This is a genomic window from Streptosporangium sp. NPDC006013, from assembly GCF_040614275.1.
In the GTDB taxonomy this organism is placed as follows: Bacteria; Actinomycetota; Actinomycetes; order Streptosporangiales; family Streptosporangiaceae; genus Streptosporangium.
In genome coordinates this window covers 1-21,599 of record NZ_JBEXUE010000137.1, presented here as the reverse complement: position 1 = coordinate 21,599, position 21,599 = coordinate 1, and the positions used below count along the sequence as shown (strand labels likewise).

The window sequence follows — 21,599 nt, the reverse complement described above, 5'->3', positions numbered from 1 at the left end:
CCTGCGAGCGCGCCCGGCAGGAGCCAGGTCCCGACGGCCGGTATGCTCCAGCCGTGCTCCCGCACGAGCACCTGAGGGGCGACGTACATCGCGGCACCTGCTGGAGATGGCCGGTGACCTGCGGGCGGCCGTCGACGACTATCGCGCGGCGGCGAGCCGCACGACGAGCGCCCCGGAGCGCGACTACCTCACCACCCGCGCCGCCCGGCTCAGCGCCGCGGACCACCCGGACCGGCGGGCCTGAGCCACGGTGACTCCTCCGCTCCCCGAAGGGAGCGGCTTCTCGCCTCCCTCGGCCGAGGTGGGCGACGGCCAGGTCCTGACCGTTTCGAACAAGCGATTCACCTGCCGGGTAAACTCGGCAGTCCTCTCACTGAACATGATGGAGCCATGTCCCCGCGCACGCCACGCCCGCGACCGGTCCGCGCCACTCCGGCGACCTGCCCCTGCGGGCTGCCCTCGGCCTACGACGACTGCTGCGGCCGGCTGCACCGCGGGGAGACCAAGGCGAGCACCGCCGAGCAGCTGATGCGCTCCCGCTTCAGCGCGTTCGCCGTTCACGACGAGGCGTACCTGCTCCGCAGCTGGCACCCCACGACCAGGCCGCCCGGCATCGACTTCGACCCCGGGCTGCGCTGGGTGCGCCTGGACATCCTCGGCGGCACCGAGGGCGGCCCGTTCTCCACCGCGGGCACCGTCGAGTTCCGCGCCCACTACACCGAACGCGGCCGTCCGGGCGAACTCCGGGAGAACAGCCGTTTCGTACGCCACGACTACGCCTGGGTCTACCTCGACGGCAACGTCGGTAAATAACCAGACATCATCAAGATCCCGAGTTATCCGAAAAAACCGCGGCGAATCCATATGATCGCTTCATGCGATCGGGACACAGTGCGGCATTGGCGATGCTCGGGTACGTGCTGGGCGCCCTCGCCGCGACCGTACTGGGCCAGTGGGCGTACCAGAACCACCGGGAGTTGCTCGGCGAGACCATGATCATGTTCGCCCTGCTGTGCCGGCTGGCGTTTCTCTTCGAGCTTGCCCGCCTCGCTTTCCGAGGAGTGCGCCGCCTCGCCCGCACCTCCGCGCGCACCCATGCCTCCGCACGACTTTCGCCGACGCCGAAATCATAAGAAACCCGCTCATCCCAACCGGCAAGGAGCTCGGCGTCCCGGGGGAGGATTACCACTTATCTCCAATAAAACAGTCATCAATGGTAAGAACATGAATACCCATAGTTTGTAGGCTTGACTGATTACCCGGTACGACCATCGGTAAATACACAGCATGGTCGACGAGCGAATGGCGGAGAAACCCACGACGGAGGGGGCGGCGGAGGCGCTGCTGCGGGTGGGGCGGTTCTTCAGCCGGGGCACCTACTCCCACGACCTGCGAGACGTCTCCTACCGGGGTGGCAGGAACTCGGACACCTTCTACCGGGGCCGGTGGTCACACGACAAGATCGTGCGCTCCACCCACGGAGTGAACTGCACCGGATCGTGCAGCTGGCGGGTGTACGTCAAGAACGGGATCATCACCTGGGAGACGCAGGAGGTCGACTACCCGACGGCCGGCCCCGACCGGCCCGAGTACGAGCCGCGAGGGTGCCCGCGGGGGGCGGCGTTCTCCTGGTACACCTACTCGCCGACCCGGGTGCGATACCCGTACGCGCGCGGGGTGCTGGTGGAGATGTACCGCCAGGCCAAGGAGCGGCTCGGGGACCCGTTGCTGGCCTGGGCGGACGTCGTGGGCGACCCGGAGCGGCGGCGACGCTACCAGGAGGCGCGCGGCAAGGGCGGGCTGGTGCGCATCACCTGGCCCGAGGCACTGGAGATGATCGCCGCCGCCCACGTGTACACCATCAAGAGGTACGGCCCGGACCGGATCGCCGGGTTCACCCCCATCCCGGGCCAGTCGATCCTCTCCCACGCGATCGGTACCCGGTTCCTGGCGCTGATCGGCGGCCAGGCGCTGTCGTTCTACGACTGGTACGCCGACCTGCCGGTGGCCTCCCCGCAGGTGTTCGGCGACCAGACCGACGTGCCCGTGTCCGGCGACTGGTGGGACGCGGCCTACCTGATCATGTGGGGTTCCAACGTTCCGGTCACCCGGACGCCGGACGCGCACTGGATGGCCGAGGCCCGCTACAACGGCCAGAAGGTGGTGGTGGTCTCCCCCGACTTCGCCGACAACACCAAGTTCGCCGACGACTGGCTCCATCCCCATCCGGGCACCGACGGCGCGCTGGCCGCCGCGATGGGGCACGTGATCCTGCGGGAGTGGTTCGTCGAGCGGCAGGTACCGTACTTCGTCGACTACGTCCGCCGCTTCACCGACCTGCCGTTCCTGGTGGCGCTGGAGGAGCGGGACGGCGCGTACATCCCGGGGCGGTTCCTGCGCGCCACCGACCTCGGCGCGCAGTACGCCACGGCCGAGCACGCCATCTGGCGCACCGTACTGCTGGACGACGTCACCGGCGCCCCGGTCGTCCCGAACGGCACGGTCGCCGACCGCTGGTCACAGGAGGCGGGGCGGTGGAACCTGGACCTCGGCGAGGTGATCCCCCGGCTCACCCTGTACGGCGACGCGGAGGCCACCGGCACCGAGGTGCTGATGCCCCGGTTCGACACCGCCGACGGCTCGGGCGCGGTGCTGCGGCGCGGCGTGCCGGCCAGGCGGGTGACGCCCGGCGGGCCGCTGGTCACCACCGTCTTCGACCTGCTGCTGGCCCGCTACGGGGTGGGCCGGGACGGGCTTCCCGGCGACTGGCCGACCGGCTACGACGACGCGGCGGCACCCGGCACCCCGGCGTGGCAGGAGACGATCACCTCGGTGCCGGCCGCCGCCGCCACCCGGATCGCCCGGGAGTTCGCCCGGACCGCCGAGCGCACCAGGGGCCGCTGCATGATCATCATGGGGGCGGGCACCAACCACTGGTTCCATTCGGAGACCACCTACCGTAACTTCATCACCCTGCTGCTGCTCACCGGCTGCGTGGGACGCAACGGCGGCGGCTGGGCGCACTACGTCGGCCAGGAGAAGTGCCGCCCGCTCACCGGCTGGACCACGCTGGCCACCGCCGCCGACTGGCAGCGGCCCAGCCGGCAGATGATCGGCACCGGGTTCTTCTTCCTGCACACCGACCAGTGGCGCTACGACCACTTCCGCGCCGACGCCCTGGCCTCACCGCTCGGGGCGAACCGGTTCGCCGGGATGGCCGCGGTGGACGTCCTGGCCCAGTCCTCCCGGCTCGGCTGGATGCCCACCTACCCCACCTTCGACCGCAATCCGCTGGACCTGGCCGACGAGGCGCGCGCGTCCGGCCGGGACCCGAACGAGCACGTCGCCGCCGATCTGGCCGCCGGCCGGCTCGGCTTCGCCGTCGACGACCCCGACCATCCGGACAACTGGCCGCGCATCCTCATCACCTGGCGGGCCAACCTGCTGGGCGCGTCCGGCAAGGGCGCCGAGTACTTCCAGCGCCACCTGCTCGGCACGCACGACAACCTGCGGGCCACCGAGGCGCCCGAGGAGGTCCGGCCACGGGACGTGCGGTGGCGTGATCCAGCCCCCGAGGGCAAGCTCGACCTGCTGCTCTCCCTGGACTTCCGGATGACCTCCACGACGCTGCTGGCGGACATCACCCTGCCCGCCGCGACCTGGTACGAGAAGCACGACCTGAACGCCACCGACATGCATCCGTTCGTGCACTCGTTCAACCCCGCCGTGGAACCGGCCTGGCAGGCGCGCACCGACTTCGAGACCTTCAACGACATCGCCAGGGTCTTCTCCGAGATGGCCGTCCGGTACCTGGGAACCCGGTACGACCTGGTGGCCACCCCGTTCACCCACGACACGCCCGGCGACCTCGGCAACCCGCTGGGCGCCGCCCAGGACTGGCGGGCCGACTCCTCGACGCCGGTGCCGGGTAAGACGATGCCGACGCTGACCATCGTCGAGCGGGACTACACGGCGATCGCCGACCAGATGCGCACGCTCGGCCCGCTCGCCGACGCCAAGGGGCTGCCCTGCAAGGGCGTCGTCTACGAGGTGGGCTCCGAGCTCGCCGAGCTGGCCGCCGCGAACGGAACCGCGCGCGGCGGCCCGGCCGGCGGACGGCCGCTGATCGACACCGGGGAGAAGGCGTGCGAGGCGATACTCGCGCTGTCCGGCTCCACCAACGGACACCTGGCCGACCAGGGCTTCCACACCCTGGACCGGCGGGTCGGCTCCGGGGACGGCCTGGCCGGGCTGGGCCGCGCGGACGCGGATCGGCGCATCCGGTTCGCCGACACCCAGGCACAACCGCAGCGCACCCTCACCAGCCCCGAGTGGGCCGGTGACGAGAGCGGCGACCGCCACTACAGCCCTTTCACCATCAACGTCGAGCACGCCAAACCCTGGCACACCCTCACCGGACGCCAGCACTTCTACCTCGACCACGACTGGATGCGGGAGCTCGGCGAGAACCTGCCGACCTACCGGCCGCCGTTGAACATGCACCGGCTGTTCGGCGAGCCCGTCCTCGGTGAGAACGGAACGCGGGAGGTGACGGTCCGGTATCTCACCCCGCACAACAAGTGGTCCATCCACTCGGAGTACCAGGACAACCTGATCATGCTCTCGCTCTCCCGGGGCGGCCAGGTGATCTGGATCAGCCCGCAGGACGCCGAGGCCATCGGCGTCGTCGACAACGAGTGGGTCGAGGCGGTCAACCGCAACGGCGTCGTGGTCGCCCGGGCCGTCGTCTCGCACCGGATGCCGGCCGGGACCGTCTACATGCACCACGCCCAGGACCGGGTCGTCGCGGTGCCCAAGAGCGAGGCCACCGGGCGGCGCGGCGGCATCCACAACTCGCTGACCCGCGTACTGCTCAAACCCACTCACCTCATCGGCGGTTACGGGCAGCTGACCTTCTTTCCCAACTACTTCGGCCCGGTCGGCACCCAGCGGGACGAGATCACCGTGCTCCGGCGGCGCGCGCAGGAGGTCGAGTACTGATGCGGGTGATGTCGCAGATCGCCATGGTGATGAACCTCGACAAGTGCATCGGCTGCCACACCTGCTCGGTCACCTGCAAGCAGACCTGGACCAGCAGGCCCGGGGTCGAGTACGTGTGGTTCAACAACGTGGAGACCCGTCCCGGGCAGGGTTACCCGCGCCGCTACGAGGACCAGGAGCGCTGGCGCGGCGGCTGGAAGCTGACCCGGCGGGGCCGGCTGGTCCCCCGGTCCGGGGGGCGGCTGCGCCGGCTGGCGAGCATCTTCGCCAACCCGCTGCTGCCCAACATCCGCGACTACTACGAGCCGTGGACGTACGACTACCAGTCGGTCGCCGAGGCGCCGGCCGGCGACGACTTCCCGGTGGCCGCGCCCCGGTCACTGCTCAGCGGCAAGCCGATGAGAACCATCGCCTGGTCGGCGAACTGGGACGACAGCCTGGGCGGCATGCCGCAGCACGGTGCGGACGACGTCGTCCTCAACCGGATCCAGGAGAAGATCAAGCTGGAGTTCGAACAGACGTTCATGTTCTACCTGCCGCGGATCTGCGAGCACTGCCTCAACCCGTCCTGCGTGGCGTCCTGCCCGTCCGGCGCGCTGTACAAGCGGGTGGAGGACGGGATCGTGCTGGTCGACCAGGACCGCTGCCGGGGGTGGCGGATGTGCGTGACCGGCTGCCCGTACAAGAAGATGTACTTCAACCACAAGACCGGCAAGGCCGAGAAGTGCACCTTCTGCTTCCCGCGGATCGAGGTCGGGCTGCCCACCGTCTGTTCGGAGACCTGTGTGGGGCGGCTGCGGAACATCGGCGTGCTCCTCTACGACGCCGACCGGGTGCCGCAGGCCGCCGCCACCCCGCGCGAGCAGGATCTCTACCCGGCACAGCTCGGCGTCTTCCTCGATCCCCACGACCCGCGGGTCGGCGTCGAGGCCGAGCGGGCGGGCATCCCGCACGAATGGATGGAGGCGGCCCGCCGCTCTCCCGTCTACCGCCTGATCGCCGAATACGGGGTGGCCCTGCCCCTGCATCCGGAGTACCGCACGCTGCCGATGGTCTGGTACGTGCCGCCGCTGTCCCCCGTGGTGGAGGCGATCACCGCCGCCGGGCATGACGGGGAGGACCACGAGAACCTGTTCGGCGCCATCGAGAAGCTGCGCATCCCCGTCTCCTATCTCGCCGAACTGTTCACGGCGGGCGACCCGGCCCCCGTCGAGCTGGCGCTGCGGCGGCTGGCCGCGATGCGCGCCCACCGGCGGCGGCTCAACCTCGGTGACGCCGCCGATCCGGCGATCGCCGAGTCGGTCGGCTTCACCGTCGAGCAGTTGGACGACATGTACCGGCTGCTGGCCCTGTCGAAGTACGAGGACCGTTACGTCATCCCGACCGCCGTCGCCGGGGACGTCCGCGCCCTGGAGGAGTCGGCGCTGACCGGGTGCAGCCTGAACTACGAGGGCGGTCCCGGGATGGGGGGCGGCACCGCCTCGGGACCGTTCGGCGAGGCGTCCGGACGTCCGGCGCCGCTGTCCGTGGAGACCTTCCACATCCTGCGCGACCGCAGCACGGCGGACACCTCCGCCGACACCTCCGGCCTGCGTGGCCGGGTCAACCTGCTCAACTGGGACGGCCGCGGCCTGCCCGAGGGGATGTTCCCTCCCGGGGCGGGCAACGGCTCGGCCGGCTCACCGGACGGCGAGACGGCCGGGGGCGCCGGACCGGATGCCGGCCCCGGCGAGATCACCGGGCGACCTCCCCAGGAAGGCGAGACCACTCGACGGCCTTTCCAGAAAGGGCCGAACCCGTGAGACCGCGCTGGACCTCCCGGAAACGGAGACCGTCCGCGAACGACCGGGCCGTGGTGCGCCGGGCCGCCGGACTGTGCCTGGACTATCCCGACCAGGAGCTCTTCGACCGGCTGCCGCTGATCCGGGCCGCGCTCGCCGAGAGCGGCGCGCATCCGACGGTGACCGCCGTCGCCGGGTTCGTCGACCACCTGGCGGCCGAGGAGCCGTTGCGGGCCGAGAAGCACTATGTGGCGACCTTCGACACCCGCAACCGCCGTTCGCTCCACCTGACGTGGTGGAGCGACGGGGACACCCGCCGCCGGGGGTTCTCACTGGCCACGCTCAAGTCCCGCTACCGGGCCCGCGGCCTCCTCCCCCCGGAGGGCACCGAACTGCCGGACTACCTGCCGGCCGTCCTGGAGTACGCGGCCCTGGAACCTGAGGACGGGACGGCGCTGCTCCAGGAGCACCGGACCGGCCTGGAGCTGCTGCGGTTCGCCCTCATCGAGGCCGGCACACCGTACGCGGCGCTGCTGGAGGCGGTGTGCGGCACGCTGCCCGGCCCCTCCCCACGCACCCGTGAGGAGGCTCGCACCCTGGGGAAACTCCCGCTGAACACCGGCCCGGAACCGGTCGGCCTGGACACCACCGGCCTCCTCCCGCTGATTCCCGTCCCGAACCCGGCCGGCAGTCCCATCGACAATCTCGGAGGCATCGGATGACCTCGTACACCTCGGCCCGGAACCGGCAGGCGCGGCGGAGAACACCGTCGGACGGCAGAGTCCCGGGGGTCCGCGATGCCCTCGCCCGCTGACATCTTCCTGTGGGGGGCGCTGCCCTACGCGGCCGTCGCCCTGCTCGTCACCGGCCTCATCTGGCGGTACCGCTACGACAAGTTCGGCTGGACCACGCGCTCATCGGAACTGTACGAGTCGCGGCTGCTGCGGTTCGGCAGCCCGATCTTCCACATCGGGCTGCTGTGCGTGCTGGCGGGTCATCTCATGGGCCTGTTCATCCCGCAGGGCTGGACGGACGCCATCGGCTTCGACGAGAACGACTACCACACGATGGCGCTCTGGCTCGGCGTGGTCGCCGGGGTGCTCACCTTCGGCGGCCTCGTGCTGCTGATCTGGCGACGCCGCACCACCGGGCCGGTCTTCCTCGCCACCACCCTCAACGACAAGATCATGTATATCTTCCTGGTCGGCGCGCTGGGCCTCGGGCTGTCCACCACACTGATCAACGCCTCGGGACTCGGCTACAACTACCGGACGGACATCGCTCCCTGGGTGCGCAGCCTATTCGTCTTCCAGCCGGAGGTCTCGCTCATGGCCGGCACGCCGGTGGAGTACCGCATCCACGCGGTGTCCGGGCTGCTGCTGTTCGCGATCCTGCCGTTCACCCGGCTGGTGCACTCGTTCACCGCCCCGGTGCAGTATCTGTTCCGGCCCTACATCGTCTACCGGGCCCGCGATCCACAGGTCATCGGCACCACCGCGCCCCGGCGGGGCTGGGAGCGGAGCGACATTTGAACGACCGTCCCCGGCACGGGATCGCCGCGCTCCAACTGGACGAGCTGGTACGGCGTTACCCGGAACGAGCTGTGCGCGCCGTGTACAGCGGTCTCAACAGCTTCATCTCGCTGGGGCTCATGGCGATAATCGCCTACACCACCAACGCCCCGTTCGTCTTCCCGTCCCTGGGGCCCACCGCCTTCCTGCTCTTCCACACGCCGCGGAGCGCTTCGGCCTCGCCGCACAACACCCTGGTCGGGCACCTGATCGGGGTGCTGGCCGGCTGGTTCGCGCTGGCGGTCACCGGGCTGCTGAACGCCCCGCCCGACCTGGAGAGCATCGGCCCCAACCGGATTCTGGCCTCTGCCATCGCGCTCGGCCTGACCTGCGGGCTGATGCCGGTGTTCAACGCCGCGCACCCGCCGGCCGGCGCCACCACCCTGATCGTCGCGCTGGGCCTGCTGCGGACGCCCCCTCAGCTGGGCATCATGATGCTCGCGGTGCTGGTCATCGTCATCCAGGGATTCGTCATCAACCGGATGGCGGGCATCCCCTACCCGCTGTGGCTCAAGCCACCCGCAGACGACAAGGCCACCTGATCCGGCTGACACTGATCGGGCCCGCCGACAATGGGGGTTACCTCACCATCAGCAGGGAGAGGAGCACGATCGCGGCGAAAAGGGTAATGAGGACACCCAGCCCGAACAGGAACCCGCCTCCCCCGAACTTTTTCCTGCCGGGAGCACCAAGGTCGACCACGACGGTCTCAGCGATCACGTCATGCAGGCATCGGCGCTTCGGATCGACGAATATCCACAACATGTCGATCAGATTGATCAGCATCCCGAGATATGGCACCAACGACGAAGTCGCATAGACAATGGCACGAATTCCCGACTGGCCGAGACTCGGCGTCTCACCGGTCGTCCTGGACAGCACCTTCAATCGGCATAACCGCTTGCCGAGCGTCTGGCCCCACAGCGCGTGCTGCAACCAGAAGTAGGCGGCATAAAGGGCAATGAACCCGACATCGACCGGCCAGTAAGGGTTTCCTAGATAGGGGTTGAAGTAATTTTCGAGAGTCAGCTCATAGGAAACCGTCAAATCGTCCACGAGCAACCAGTAGAGCGGCGAGATGGCCACGAAAAAAATCAGAGCGTCGACAAAGGCGGCCCCCAGACGGTGACGCCTCGCGGCGAGAGTCCACGTTGTCGGAGCATGGGGGGTGGTCGTCATGCCGATCAGTGTGTCGCACGACCCACCAGTCCTCAAACGGTGACCTGAACGACCCGCGAAGCACTTTCCGGCATGGCATCATTTTGTAGGTTCAGCAGTTCCTTCGTGTTGGCATATTGTGGCGCCACCAAATCCATGGCCGGTGATCGATGACCGCGAGCAGGAACCGTCCGATCCGCCGCTCACACGGCCCCGAACGGCGCGACTGGAAAGCGAGACTCAAAAGCTCGCGGATATGGGTGGCGGGCATCGTGGCGGCCGCGGGCACCGCCGCCCTCACCGGCTACCTGACCTCGGCCTTCGACAAGACGCTCTCCGTGGTGACCGGGACGGACTCGAAACCGCCGTTGACCTGGACCGTTGAGATCAATCGGACTCCATGCGAGGGGGCGTCGCGCGAGTACGTACTCCCCTCCCTGCCGAACCGGCCCGTCAGCGGAGTGGGCATGCCCAAGCCGGTGGAACAGAACGCTCCGGACGGTGGGTACACCGATGCCGTCATCACCCTCCAGGGAAGTAGCGGCGCCGCCGTCGTACTTCACGCTTTTCGGATTGAGATGGTCCAACGCGCCGAACCCACCGGGGTCGCCATAACCAAGGTCATCCAGTGTGGCGGAATAACCCCACGGAACTTCACCGTCGATCTCGACAAACCGGCACCTCGCCCCATCCCACTCCCCGGTACCGATGAGGACGGCAACGAGAAGGACCCCGTCCGATTTCCCTTCAGCGTTTCGGACAGCGATGCCGAGATCTTCCACATCTTCGGCGCCACCCGTGACTGCGACTGCCGCTGGCGGATCCTCGTGGACTGGAGCAGTCAGGGCAGGAAGGGAACCGCGACCATCGACGACAATGGCCTGCCTTTCCGTACCGTGGGCATCAAAGGCCTGCCTGGCTACGAGGTGGCGGACGGGCCGTCCGACACCTACCGGTGGAAGCGCCGCCCTCCCGCTCCGGCCCCCATCCCACTGCGCTGACGACCCGGCCCGCGTACCTGGAAACGTCACGCCTGCCGCGCGGCGTCCGGCCTCGTACGCGGTGGACAGGCACCGCGTCGATCTGTCACCATTCCGGACATGATCGTAAGAAAGGACGACGCCACCCTCATCCGGTGAGCGTTCTCGTGCAGCGGGAAGCTGCCGACATTCGTGAAGAATGGCTGGGCCGGGCGTTGTCGACGCTGCCCGCCGACCGTCCGGCCGCAGAGGCCGCCATCTCCGAGCTGTACCGCCTGATCGGGCTCGCCCCACCGCGTTTTCACTGGGTCCCCTCACCGGTCACGGCCCTGACGACCGTCCCGCCGGGTGTGCGTCCACGGCCTTCGGAAATCGTCGACCGCATCTCCGCATGGCCGCTGCCGTCCCGGTTCTCCTCGCTGATGAGACAGCTGTGCACAGCACTCGACGCCCAGGTCAGATGGGGCCATCAGTCGATGGACCAGCTGATCCGCCAGCAGGTTCACAGCCCGCTCACCCGATCCACCGACGGTTCACTCCGCATGCCGCTGCTGGCGGCGCACGACTCGCGCCCCCGCTTTCGGAACACCTGGTACGACACACAGTGCGTCTCCTGGATCGCCCACTACGACGCTCTCCGCCGGGCGGCCGGCGTGCCCTTCACCCCCGAGCAGAACCGGCAGCTCGACCTGTGGGCGACGGTGGCCCGGTCAGGTGGCTGGTGGTGGCCTCGTGAAGGTGCGTGCGTCATCTCCGAGCGCCCCGTCACCATGCGCACGGAGGTGTGCGGCGACGACGGCGAGGTACGGCTGCACAGCGCGGACGGCCCCGCGGTGCGGTACGCCGACGGTTGGGACGTGCACGCCTGGCACGGGACACGGGTGCCCTCCTGGGTGATCACCGATCCGAGCGTCCAGCGGATCGCGCGGGAGGCCAACGTCGAGGTCAGGCGGTGCGCGATCGAGCGCATCGGCTGGGCGTCCTACATCGACCGGGCCGGACTGCGGCTGGTCGCCTCCGCACCGGACCCCGGCAATCCCGGTTCGGAACTGCGGCTCTACGACATGCGCAGGGAGACCAGGGTGCTCCTCGCGGTCAACGGGTCCGTCGAACGCGACGGACGCCGCCGCCGGTACGGGCTGACCGTGCCGGGTTTCCTCGACGATCCGATCGCCGCCGCCGGCTGGACCTACGGGCTCTCCGCCGAGCAGTACTCCCTTCTTCTCCGCCGAACCTGAGGTGACTTCCATGACCGTGACTCTCGCTTCGCTCTCCCGGCAGACCGGACTCGCCGTGCTCGACCACCTTGAGCGGTCGGCGAGCATCCCCGTCGTCCACGGGCTCCAGGCCCAGGGCGACCTCATCGTCATCCCGCTTCCCGTCATCGCCTCCTCCGTGCGGGTCTGGCCCGACTCCCGCTGGACGGGCGTGCCCGCCGAGGGGGTCGAACTGCTCCGCGGCGCGGCCGGGGGCAACCCGCACACCCTCGTCGCCGACCTGGGCACCTGCCGGTGGACGACCCACGTACTGGACTCCGACCAGCTGGCGATCGGCGTCTTCGAGACCTCGGCCGTCGCCTACCTGCTCCACCCCGAGCACGGCGCCACCGGCTGCCCGCCCGGCACCTACGTCATCCGGCGGCAACGCGAACACGAGGGACAGCGGGCCCGCCTCGTCGCGGACTGAACAACGCAGGCCGAAGGCACGGCGGACCAGGCCGGGGAAGAAATGGGACCGCCGTGCCCGCCCCCTCGCTGCTACGGTGGCTCCTCTTCTCCATGACTCAGGAGCCGTCTTGCGGAAAACGATCTGGTTCCTCTCGTTGGTGCTGCTGCTGTCCGCATGCGGTTATAACGGCATGTCGCCGGGAGAGTTCCAGGATCGTGCCCGTGAGGTGGCGGAGCGCTGGCACGACTCCGAGGACGACCGCGCATGGCGGACAGGCTTCGTCCCACTGGACGATCTCGACATCCAGCCGCGCGAACGGATTCCTGACTGGGTGCCCCTGAGCGTGCACAACGGCGCGTGGTCCCTTGACGTCGATCTGCCCGCGGATACTCCGCCCAGCAGGCGAATAAGCTGGCCGGACGGCTCCACCCTGACGGTTCCGCTGGTCACGGCTGCGACGGCGTACGCGGAGCAGAGCAAGGCCGCCGACTTCATCGACGAGGAGTGCCCGCCGGACGGCTGCACCCCTCTCCGGGTCACCGGCGCCGAGCTCGGCGAGGTGCCGCTGCGCACCAGCCGAGGGACGATTCAGGTGCCCGCCTGGCACTTCACGGTGCAGGGCGTCAAGGAAAGGTTCAGCCGGGTGGCGATCCACCCATCGCGGATCAGCCCGCGCCCGGCCCAGAAAGAAGGTGAGTACGAGGAGGTGATGGCCTTCGACCTCACCCCGGCGAAGTCCCGGGACCTGCTTCTCCGGTACGGTCACGGCACCTGCGACCAGATCCACGGCGCCCGCGCCTACGAGACCGAAGACCTGGTGGTGGTCGACGTGGACGAGGAAACCAGCGACGGATTCTGCAACCTGATGCTTCTTACCGCCCGGATCACCGTCACGCTCGACAAACCCCTGGGTAACCGACTCCTGCTCGACTCCGGAACCGGACTGCCGGTACTGCCGGAAAAGAATGCTCACTAAAATCGAAGAGCCGGTTAATCACCGAACTGCGTGCGCGTGGAGTCAGAATCGGAACCGCGTCCAGCGTCCGAGCCGCGCAGTGGGCAGCAGCCGAGATCTACCCGCGTGCCGGCAACCCGGCACTTCCCGTACGCCCCGAACAAGCGGAGTTGCTGCGACTCTTCGCCCCCTAGAAGCCCAGGTCAGAGATTCGTCCCTGCCTGGGCTTCTCGTCGTCCGTACCGCCTACCCGCCCGCCATGGCTCCCACGACCATGAACGGCTCGGCCCCCGTTGCGACCGGCTCGGGCAACGGGGTGTCCGGCAGTTCGTGGGACAGATCCTGTTCGCAGGCGAAGAACCTCACGAATGGTCGACGCCGCTGCGTGACGTGATCACGGATCGTCCCGCGCAGCATCGGATAGCGGGCCTCAAGCGCGTCGAGGACCGAGCGCTGCGTGACCTGCCCCTGAACGTGGATCCTCACCTCGCTTTCGGCACGTGCGAGGTTCCGCAGATGCGCCGGGAGCACGACCCGGATCATGGCAGCGTTTGGACTTCGACCGACAACACGGCCGGAAGGTCTCGGGCGATGGGCGCCCAGCTGTCGCCGGCATCGGCCGATGCGTACACCTGTCCGCCGGTCGTACCGAAGTACACGCCGCACGAATCCAGCGAGTCGACGGCCATCGCGTCCCGTAGCACGTTGACGTAGCAGTGGCTCTGCGGCAACCCCTTCGTGAGCGGCTCCCATTCGTTTCCGCCCGTCCTGCTGCGGTACACACGTAGCTTTCCCTCGGGCGGGTAATGTTCCGAGTCGCTCTTGATCGGAACGACATAGACGGTGTCCGGCTCGTGCGCGTGGACAGCGATCGGGAATCCGAAGTCGCTGGGCAGGTCGCCGCTGATCTCGTACCACGACTCACCGGCGTCGTCACTGCGCATGACGTCCCAGTGTTTCTGCATGAAGAGCACCTCTGGACGCGACCGGTGCATCGCGATGTGGTGGACGCAGTGACCGACCTCGGCATCCGGGTCAGGAATGCCTTCGGACCGCAGGCCGCGATTCATCGGCCGCCAGCTCTTGCCGGCGTCGTCCGTTCTGAACACACCCGCAGCCGAGATCGCCACGACGATACGCCCGGGATCGTGCGGGTCTGAAATGATCGTGTGCAGACACATCCCACCGGCGCCCGGTTGCCAGGAAGGCCCTGAGCGATGGTCGCGCAGCCCAGGCAGTTCCTGCCAGCTCTGCCCGCCGTCCACCGAGCGGAACAGGGCGGCGTCTTCAACCCCGGCATAAACCGTGTCCGGATCGGTCAGCGAGGGTTGGAGATGCCAGACTCGTGCGAACTCCCATGGATGCGGCGTGCCGTCGTACCACTGGTGAGTGCCGGGGACACCCTCATACTGGAACTGGTTACCGACCGGTTCCCACGTGGCACCGCCGTTGTCGGAACGCTGGATCAACTGTCCGAACCAGCCACCGGACTGCGACATGTACAGCCGGGACGGATCAGCAGGAGATCCCGTGAGGTGGTAGATCTCCCAGCCCCCGAAATGAGGGCCACTGATGTCCCACCGCTCGCGCCTGCCGTCCGACGTCAGGATGAACGCGCCTTTGCGCGTGCCAACCAGTACTCGTACACCACTCATCGGCGTTCCTTTCCGACCTTGGTGCCGAGCTGTGTCGGCACTGCGGCCACGCTCCTGATCGGCTGACCGGACTCGGAGTCGACTCCATTCACGACATGCCCGCCTCGGCCGTGGCTACGACGCTACGGCAGCCCCCCGACAAAACTGCCGCACGCCGCAGCGACGGACCAGCGGCGTGATGGTAAAGGTTCCCGTGTTCACCGGCCGAACGCGTTTTGCAGCCTTGGCAGCCGGACGCGGCTTGGCATCAGTAGCGGGCGCCCCGCGGTGCGGGTAGGACGTCGAGGTCGGCGGCGTTCAGCGCCGAATCACCCAGCCCGGCGCCCAGGTCCCGGCGGCGTCGTGGCCGGCCGCCGCGGCGGCGAGGTGGGCGCGGAGGGTGGCCAGCGCCGGGTGGGGGTTGTCGCGGCGCCACAGGAGCGAGTGCGGGTAGACGGGCGTCGGGTCGGTCACCGGGATGCGGCGCAGGCCGTGGTCGGCGGGCCAGACCAGGCGGGTCTGCTCGCCCATGAAAGTGGCCAAGGCCGGGGTGTCGGCGATGGTGTCGAGGAGCGCGTCGGAGCCGAAGTTGGGGCCGGTCGCCTCGATGGTGAGGCCGAACTCGGCGACGAGATCGTCGTAGTAGGCGGCCCACTCGGTTCCGGGGACGATACCGGGCATCCAGATCCGGTGCCCGGCGAGCTGAGCGACGGTCACCGACCGGGCGCCGGCCAGCGCGTGGGCGGGCCCGGTGAGGAGCTGGAGCACCTCGTCGAGCACCCAGACGGACTCGATGTCCTCGGGAAGGGGCCGGCCGGGCACGGCGACGGCACGGAAGGACGCGTCGATCGCACCGGACCGAATGGCGGCGAGGGCCGTCTCGACATCGAACAGCATCACCACGTCGAGCTCGATCTCGGGGTGCGCGCGGTGGAAGCCGCGCATCAGGCCCGACGCCGCGCTGCGCGAGGCGATCACGTCGACGCGCAGCGGACGGCTGCCGGGGCGCACGGACGCGACCGCGCGCTCGGCGACGCGCAGCAACTCGCGCGCGTGGGGCAGGAACGCCTGCCCGTCGATGGTGAGCCGGGCCCCGCGCGCAGTGCGGATGAACAGCCGCACGGCGAGGTCCTTCTCCAGCCCGGCGATGCGCTTGGAGACGGCCTGCTGGGTGATCGACAGATCTGCGGCGGCGTCCTGGAACTGGCCGGTGTCTACGACGGCGACGAACGTGCGCACCGCATCGAGATCCACATCGACCGACCTTAGTGCACAACTCATGGTTGTGCGACTTCCGTCGGCTGGTTGTTTGACCTGCCTACTAGCTGCGCGTTTTGATCTCTCGAATCAATGGGTGGTTGTTTCCTGGGGATGGCGGGGTGCGCGTTGGGAAGGTCGCTGGGGCGGCGGTTCAGATGGTTCTGGGCCGCCTATGCGGTCAGCACGTTCGGCAGGCTCGCGTTCGACGCGTTCGCCCTGATCGCGATTCTCGCTCTGGACGCAGGGCCCACCGAGGTGTCGGTGCTGGCCGCCGCGGGGCTCGCGGTCGGGGCGGTGGTCGCGGTGCCGCTCGGGCCGTGGGTGGAGTTCCGGCGCAAACGGCCGGTGATGATCGCGATGGACCTGATCCGGTTCGCGGCGCTGATGAGCGTTCCCGCCGCCTACGTGCTCGGCCGGCTGAGCTTCGCCCAACTTCTGATCGTGGCGGTCGTTGTCGGCGCGGCCGACATCGCCTTCACCGCTGCGAGCGGAGCATGCCTGAAGGCGCTCGTCCGGTCCGAGGACCTGCTCGTCGCGAACGGGCGGTTCGAGGCCACGGCCTGGACCGCCACCGCGCTCGGGCCGCCGCTCGGTACCGCCGCGATCGGGCTGGTGGGTCCGGTGACGAGCGTGGCGGCCAACGCGGTCAGCTTCCTGCTCTCGGCCGCGGGGGTCCGCGCCATCGGCGGGCGGGAGCCACGTCCCGCGCGAACCGCCGCACCGCCCCGGCCCGGAGCCGGCGACCTGCTGGAGGGATGGCGGTACATCCTCGCCAGCCCGGCGCTGCGCCCGTTGTTCTTCAACACGGTCCTGGTCAGCGGCCTGATCATGGCAGCCTCGCCGTTGCTCGCCGTCCTCATGCTCGGTGACCTCGGGTTCGCACCCTGGCAGTACGGCCTCGCCTTCGGCGTCCCCTGCGTCGGCGGCCTCATCGGCTCGCGACTGGCCCGCCCGCTCCTCGCACGGTTCGGACGGCACAAGGTCATGCTCACCGCCGGGACGCTGCGCGCGTGCTGGTCACTCGGATTGACCTTCGTCAGCCCCGGCCCCGCCGGGCTCGTCCTCGTCATCGCCCTCGAACTCGGGCTGATCACCTGCATGGGCGTGTTCAACCCGGTATTCGCCACCTACCGGCTCGAACAGCTCCCGTCGGACCGGGTCGTCCGCACGCTGTCCGCCTGGTCGATCACCAGTAAAGCCACCGTCGCGGCCATGACCGGACTGTGGGGCCTGCTGGCCGGCCTCACCAGCCCCCGCACCGCGATCGCGATCGCCGGTCTCCTCCTTCTGGCGACCTCGCTCCTCCTCCCTCGACACGACCGCACGCCCCAACACAAGAACGCCGACCGGGCGCCACTGGAAAGGCAGACACTCGCATGAGCACCACCCCCGCACTCGACCCCGCACACACCGCCCTGCTCGTCATGGACTATCAGCCCGCGATCCTCGCGCTGCTCCCCGAAAGCGACAGTGAAGCCCTGCTGGGACGCATGGAAAAGGTGATCGCCGACGTTCGCGCCAAGGGCGGCACCGTCGCCTATGCCCGGGTCGGCTTCACCGAGGCCGACTGGGCTGCGATCCCGCCCGCCAACAGGTCTTTCGCACCGATCGCCCAGCACCGTCTCATGCACCACGCGGACCTTGACACCGCTGTCCACGAACGTCTCGCTCCCCAGGACGGAGACATCATCGTGCGTAAGATCCGTCACGGAGGCCTGTCCACCACCGACCTCGATCAGCGGCTGCGCGAACACGGCATCACCACTCTGATCATCGCGGGCATCAGTACCAGCGGCGTCGTCCTGTCCACCGTCCTCGACGCGGCCGACCGCGACTACCAGCTCTACGTCCTGGCCGACGGCGTCGCCGACCCTGACCCCGAAGCGCACGACGTCCTGCTCCATCGGGTCTTTCCCTCACGGGCCCATATCCTCGAAACCGCCGAGTTGCACACCCTCCTGCGGGCTGACTGACGCCGGCCGCGCCCGCGACTTCAGCCCCACTTTGGTGGCCGGCACGGCGCGCTCACGCCACTCGCCGGTCAACGCTCGGCCGACGAGTTCCTCGTTGGTGTACGGCCGCACGTCGGCGGTGTAGCCCGGCCGAGCGGCCTGTCGCTCCTCGGGATGCGTGCGAGTCCGTCGTGGGCGGCTGGCAGGATCCTCGCCATGACAGACATTGATGATCTCCTCCGGCACGTGTCCGTGAAGGCGAGTGCGACCGAGGAACGGCTGCCTCCCACCGCGACGGCGGAAGAGGTGGCACAGGCGGAGAGCATCCTGGGGTTCGAGCTTCCTCCGCTGCTCGCACGGCTCTATCGCGAGGTGGCCAACGGCGGTTTCGGCCCGGACTACCGGCTCTTCCCGCTCCGGGGAGAAGGGCGTACCGCCGTAGGCGTCTATCACGAGGAACGCGCGACATCAGAGCGTGGCGAGAAGGCGTACTGGCCGGTGGATGTCCTGCCGATCCTGGACTGGGGATGCGGCATGTACGCCGCCGTGGACTGCCGGAGCCCTGAGGGCACCGTGCTGCTCTTCGAGCCGAACGGGATCGAGGACGACTGGCACGACGCGTGGTACGTCGACACCGAGAGTCTGGCCGGCTGGCTGGAGGCCTGGGTCGCGGGAACAGGCTGGTACGAGGAGGACGCCGACGAGGACAGTGAGATGCGGCGCTGGGAGGCGGCTCGGCGGCGGCTGTCAGAGAGCGATGTCATCGGCTACGTGGATATGGCGGGGGTGCGCCTGGATCGGTAACCCGAAGCCGAGAAGATGTTCGGTGGCGGCGGATCACACCTGCCAGGTAGGGCAGGGACCGACGTGACAAGGGCGGCGCGGTTCAGCGGCTCACTCCCGCCGGCCTTTCCGGCGGATCTTGATATGGCGCATGTCCGTCACCGCGACGTGGAGAACCTGATACGGGTGGCCATGCGCGTCCAACGCCGCCGTCGCCTTCCGGACGGCATCGTTCTCGCCGTCATCCGGGCCCGCAGGCACCTGGCAGCGGAAGGTGAAGGCCGAAAGACTCGAGTCGTGGGTGAAGGCTCCCGCCTCGGTGAAGGCGGCGCCACCCACGGCCAGGACGGCGGCGCGACCGGCGTCGTTCAGCCCGCCGAACTTGCCACGGATCATCACTCTGAACATGGGTGTTCCTTTCGTACGGCATAGCTGAGAACGCGTTCGCCGAGCAGGTCCTCGAAGGCGTCCAGGAGGTCCAGCACGGCCTCGGCGATCGCGTCGGGGTTCTCTCCCGCCGTGGTGCGCCTGCCGATCTCGGCGTAGACCAGCGAGTGGAGACAGCCGAGTTGCCAGGCCACCATGCGGGGCAGTGGGTCGTCCGGCGCGGTCCCGGTCTCCTCGGCGAGGGCGGCGGCGAGGGCGTCGGTCATCTGCTGGGCGAGATCGCCCAGCCGGGCGGTAAGCGTGGGGGCGGCCAGCATCATCTCGAGGACGCGGCCGAACCCGTCGGTCAACCCCAGCTTGCGGTCGCGTCGCCGCACCTCCGCACGCAGCCCGGTCAGCACCGCCCGCACGGCGGAGTCGCCGGACGGGCGTTGCCGCACGATGTCGGCGAGCCGCTGCGGGGAGGCCTGGTCCGGCGGCAGGACGAGGTCCTCCTTGGACGGGAAGTAGTTGTAGAGGGTGTTCACGGACACCTCCGCCGCAGCGGCGACCTCGGCGATCGTGACGCGCTCGAAGCCCCGCTGCACGAACAGGCCGATGGCCACATCGGAGATGCGCTGCCGCGTCTGCCGCTTCTTCCGTTCCCGCAGCCCTTCGGACATGGCCGAAAGTCTAACTCCACTCCAAATATGAAGTCGACTGCAATTTTAACATGGACTGTGTCCTTACCTCGGCCTTTCCTCCCCGTTCATCCGCGCCGGAGGCTTCCCCTTGGACGTTCCACCTCTCCGGTGCGCGGCGAGCACCGCAGGTCCCGCCTGCGACACGAAGATCACACAGTCCATCACCTGGCGCGATGAATCGAACACAGAGAGTAGCTTCGTTGTGAAGTCGATCTACGAAGACATCCCTAGGACAGACTGGGAGTTCAGTGTTGATGTCACAACGATCCGGATCCGCGCTCACCGCGCTGGCCTGCGCCCTGTTGACGCTGCTGGCCACATCGGGAACGCAGGTGGCGGCCAGTGCCGACACGCACGCCGCCACCACCGCGCGGCAGGCTGTCACCCGAGCCGCCGCGCCCTGTATCCGGCCAGGGCAGACGACCTACCCCGTGGACTACTACTGGAAGAACGCGTTCGGCATGAGGCTGGGCAGCGGGTCGGTCTCGGTCGACACCTCCCCGTCCCTGTGGGGCGGGCAGATCACACCGGGCGACACCTTCACCCTCACGCTGGCGCACCGCACGACCCAGTGGCCACTGCTGGTCAGGAGCTACACCACCACGTGGGACCTGTCGTCACTGCTGGCCAGCGCCGATGTCGTCGGCCAGTCGGGGACCGGCACCATCAGTGGCAACACTCTGTCGATCACCTCGCCGGGTACCAAGACCGACCCACCTGCGAAGGTCATCACCTTCCGGGTCAGGCAGGGCACCATCGGGAGCGGCATGACCATCCGGCCGACCGGGATCAGCAGCGTCATCGCCGCTCCGGGCCAGCTCGGAGGCAACACACCCGCCCCCCCGATCCAGATCGTCGGCGGGCAGTCCATCTCGCCCACCAGGGCCGCCGACGACACCGCCACCACCACCGTCACCCGGGGCACACCCGTCAGCGTGCCCGTCCTGGCCAACGACACCGCGACCGCACCGACGATCAGCAGCGTCACCAAGCCCGGCAACGGCACCGCGACGATCTCCGGTAGCAACGTGATCTACACACCCGCCGCGGGCTTCAGCGGCACCGACACCTTCACCTACACCATCACCACCGCCTGCGGAACCAGCACCGCCACGGTCACCGTCACCGTCATCTGCGACTACACACCGGTCAACCTGGTCAACGGCAGCTTCGAGACGCCACCCGTAGCCACGATCGACAGCTCCATCCCCGACGCCTCCACCAACCCGGGCGTCGGCTGGCACACCACCGCCACCGACAACAAGCTGGAGTTCTGGCGCAGCGGCCAGAGTGGAGGCGGAACCATCGCCGTCCCGGCAGCCGACGGCCAGCAGTTCGCCGAGCTCAACGCCACCCAGGCCTCCACTCTCTACCAGGATCTGCCCACCGTTCCGGGAACACCGATGACCTGGTCGCTGTATCACCGAGGCCGCCTCGGTACCGACGTGATGCAGGTGCTCATCGGCGCACCGGGCGCGACCGTGCCTCAAATCCCCACCGGAGCCTCCTCCCCGGACATCTCCGACGACAACACCGCCTGGGGCCACTACACCGGGGTGTACGTCGTACCTCCGGGACAGACCACCACACGATTCGCCTTCCAGTCGGTGTCGGCCACGGGTGGCAATCAGGGGATCGGCAACTTCCTGGACGGCGTGGTATTCGAAACGCCGACCTGTCCTGCGCGAAAGGCCGGCTGACCGCCGACGCGCATCCACAGTTCCCCGGTGCCGGCCGGACACCGCGGAGGACATCGTCGCGGAGACGTTCCTCACCGCGTTCCGCA

At 68.7% G+C, this 21,599-nt stretch carries 21 protein-coding genes and 1 pseudogene; 16 read left to right on the top strand and 6 right to left on the bottom strand.

What is annotated here, in order from left to right; all coding sequences use genetic code 11:
- From ABZ260_RS21790 to ABZ260_RS21755, 8 genes and pseudogenes are all read left to right on the top strand, one after another.
- Positions 1–244 (top strand): annotated as a pseudogene (locus tag ABZ260_RS21790) (hypothetical protein); the annotation flags it as partial.
- 146 nt (positions 245–390) lie between these two features.
- Entirely contained in the window at positions 391–813 is a 423-nt protein-coding gene (locus ABZ260_RS21785) for a YchJ family metal-binding protein (protein ID WP_350957471.1), read from the top strand.
- 62 nt (positions 814–875) lie between these two features.
- Positions 876–1,133, top strand: a complete 258-nt coding sequence (locus tag ABZ260_RS21780) for a hypothetical protein (RefSeq protein WP_355620453.1) — start codon at positions 876–878, stop codon at positions 1,131–1,133.
- A 154-nt stretch (positions 1,134–1,287) separates the two neighbouring features.
- Entirely contained in the window at positions 1,288–5,001 is a 3,714-nt protein-coding gene (locus ABZ260_RS21775) for a nitrate reductase subunit alpha (RefSeq protein WP_355620450.1), read from the top strand.
- Complete coding sequence (narH, locus tag ABZ260_RS21770) at positions 5,001–6,803, top strand: nitrate reductase subunit beta (protein ID WP_355620447.1); 1,803 nt, start codon at positions 5,001–5,003, stop codon at positions 6,801–6,803. Before ABZ260_RS21775 ends, narH begins: the two co-directional genes overlap by 1 nt.
- Positions 6,800–7,504 carry a nitrate reductase molybdenum cofactor assembly chaperone gene (gene narJ / locus ABZ260_RS21765; protein ID WP_355620444.1) on the top strand — a complete coding sequence of 235 codons (705 nt, stop codon included), beginning with the start codon at positions 6,800–6,802 and terminating at the stop codon, positions 7,502–7,504. The genes narH and narJ overlap by 4 nt, the downstream gene beginning before the upstream one ends.
- 75 nt (positions 7,505–7,579) lie before the next feature.
- The gene (narI, locus tag ABZ260_RS21760; protein ID WP_355620441.1) at positions 7,580–8,314 is read left to right on the top strand and encodes a respiratory nitrate reductase subunit gamma; all 735 of its coding nucleotides are present in this window, start codon (positions 7,580–7,582) and stop codon (positions 8,312–8,314) included.
- On the top strand, positions 8,311–8,895 hold the full coding sequence (locus tag ABZ260_RS21755; RefSeq protein ID WP_355620438.1) for an HPP family protein: 585 nt from the start codon (positions 8,311–8,313) through the stop codon (positions 8,893–8,895). Before narI ends, ABZ260_RS21755 begins: the two co-directional genes overlap by 4 nt.
- Before the next feature lie 37 nt (positions 8,896–8,932).
- Here ABZ260_RS21755 and ABZ260_RS21750 read toward each other — a convergent pair whose 3' ends face one another.
- Entirely contained in the window at positions 8,933–9,532 is a 600-nt protein-coding gene (locus ABZ260_RS21750; protein ID WP_355620434.1) for an RDD family protein, read from the bottom strand.
- A gap of 239 nt (positions 9,533–9,771) precedes the next feature.
- Between ABZ260_RS21750 and ABZ260_RS21745 the strand changes: the two genes are divergently transcribed.
- From ABZ260_RS21745 to ABZ260_RS21730, 4 genes are all read left to right on the top strand, one after another.
- Positions 9,772–10,512, top strand: coding sequence for a hypothetical protein (locus ABZ260_RS21745; RefSeq protein WP_355620431.1), 741 nt, complete (start codon positions 9,772–9,774; stop codon positions 10,510–10,512).
- Positions 10,513–10,646: 134 nt separating this feature from the next.
- A complete protein-coding gene (locus ABZ260_RS21740; protein ID WP_355620428.1) occupies positions 10,647–11,729 on the top strand; it encodes a DUF6745 domain-containing protein in 1,083 nt (360 codons plus the stop codon).
- Positions 11,730–11,739: 10 nt separating this feature from the next.
- Entirely contained in the window at positions 11,740–12,177 is a 438-nt protein-coding gene (locus ABZ260_RS21735) for a hypothetical protein (protein ID WP_355620425.1), read from the top strand.
- 109 nt (positions 12,178–12,286) lie between these two features.
- Complete coding sequence (locus tag ABZ260_RS21730) at positions 12,287–13,135, top strand: hypothetical protein (protein ID WP_355620423.1); 849 nt, start codon at positions 12,287–12,289, stop codon at positions 13,133–13,135.
- 225 nt (positions 13,136–13,360) lie between these two features.
- Here the strand turns inward: ABZ260_RS21730 and ABZ260_RS21725 are convergent, their stop codons facing one another.
- From ABZ260_RS21725 to ABZ260_RS21715, 3 genes are all read right to left on the bottom strand, one after another.
- Entirely contained in the window at positions 13,361–13,645 is a 285-nt protein-coding gene (locus ABZ260_RS21725; protein WP_355620420.1) for a MoaD/ThiS family protein, read from the bottom strand.
- Between the two features lie 8 nt (positions 13,646–13,653).
- Positions 13,654–14,769 carry an exo-alpha-sialidase gene (locus tag ABZ260_RS21720; RefSeq protein ID WP_355620417.1) on the bottom strand — a complete coding sequence of 372 codons (1,116 nt, stop codon included), beginning with the start codon at positions 14,767–14,769 and terminating at the stop codon, positions 13,654–13,656.
- Positions 14,770–15,066: 297 nt separating this feature from the next.
- Positions 15,067–16,002, bottom strand: coding sequence for a LysR family transcriptional regulator (locus ABZ260_RS21715; RefSeq protein ID WP_355620414.1), 936 nt, complete (start codon positions 16,000–16,002; stop codon positions 15,067–15,069).
- Positions 16,003–16,134: 132 nt separating this feature from the next.
- Between ABZ260_RS21715 and ABZ260_RS21710 the strand changes: the two genes are divergently transcribed.
- From ABZ260_RS21710 to ABZ260_RS21700, 3 genes are all read left to right on the top strand, one after another.
- Entirely contained in the window at positions 16,135–17,388 is a 1,254-nt protein-coding gene (locus ABZ260_RS21710; protein WP_355620411.1) for an MFS transporter, read from the top strand.
- Entirely contained in the window at positions 17,385–17,981 is a 597-nt protein-coding gene (locus ABZ260_RS21705) for a cysteine hydrolase (RefSeq protein ID WP_355620408.1), read from the top strand. Before ABZ260_RS21710 ends, ABZ260_RS21705 begins: the two co-directional genes overlap by 4 nt.
- Positions 17,982–18,176: 195 nt before the next feature.
- Entirely contained in the window at positions 18,177–18,764 is a 588-nt protein-coding gene (locus ABZ260_RS21700) for an SMI1/KNR4 family protein (protein WP_355620405.1), read from the top strand.
- Positions 18,765–18,854: 90 nt separating this feature from the next.
- Here ABZ260_RS21700 and ABZ260_RS21695 read toward each other — a convergent pair whose 3' ends face one another.
- Entirely contained in the window at positions 18,855–19,139 is a 285-nt protein-coding gene (locus tag ABZ260_RS21695) for a DUF6204 family protein (protein WP_355620402.1), read from the bottom strand.
- On the bottom strand, positions 19,139–19,792 hold the full coding sequence (locus ABZ260_RS21690; RefSeq protein ID WP_355620399.1) for a TetR/AcrR family transcriptional regulator: 654 nt from the start codon (positions 19,790–19,792) through the stop codon (positions 19,139–19,141). Before ABZ260_RS21690 ends, ABZ260_RS21695 begins: the two co-directional genes overlap by 1 nt.
- A gap of 275 nt (positions 19,793–20,067) precedes the next feature.
- Between ABZ260_RS21690 and ABZ260_RS21685 the strand changes: the two genes are divergently transcribed.
- Positions 20,068–21,513: an Ig-like domain-containing protein gene (locus ABZ260_RS21685; RefSeq protein ID WP_355620396.1), complete on the top strand. Its 1,446-nt coding sequence runs from the start codon at positions 20,068–20,070 to the stop codon at positions 21,511–21,513.
- Positions 21,514–21,599 lie beyond the last annotated feature (86 nt).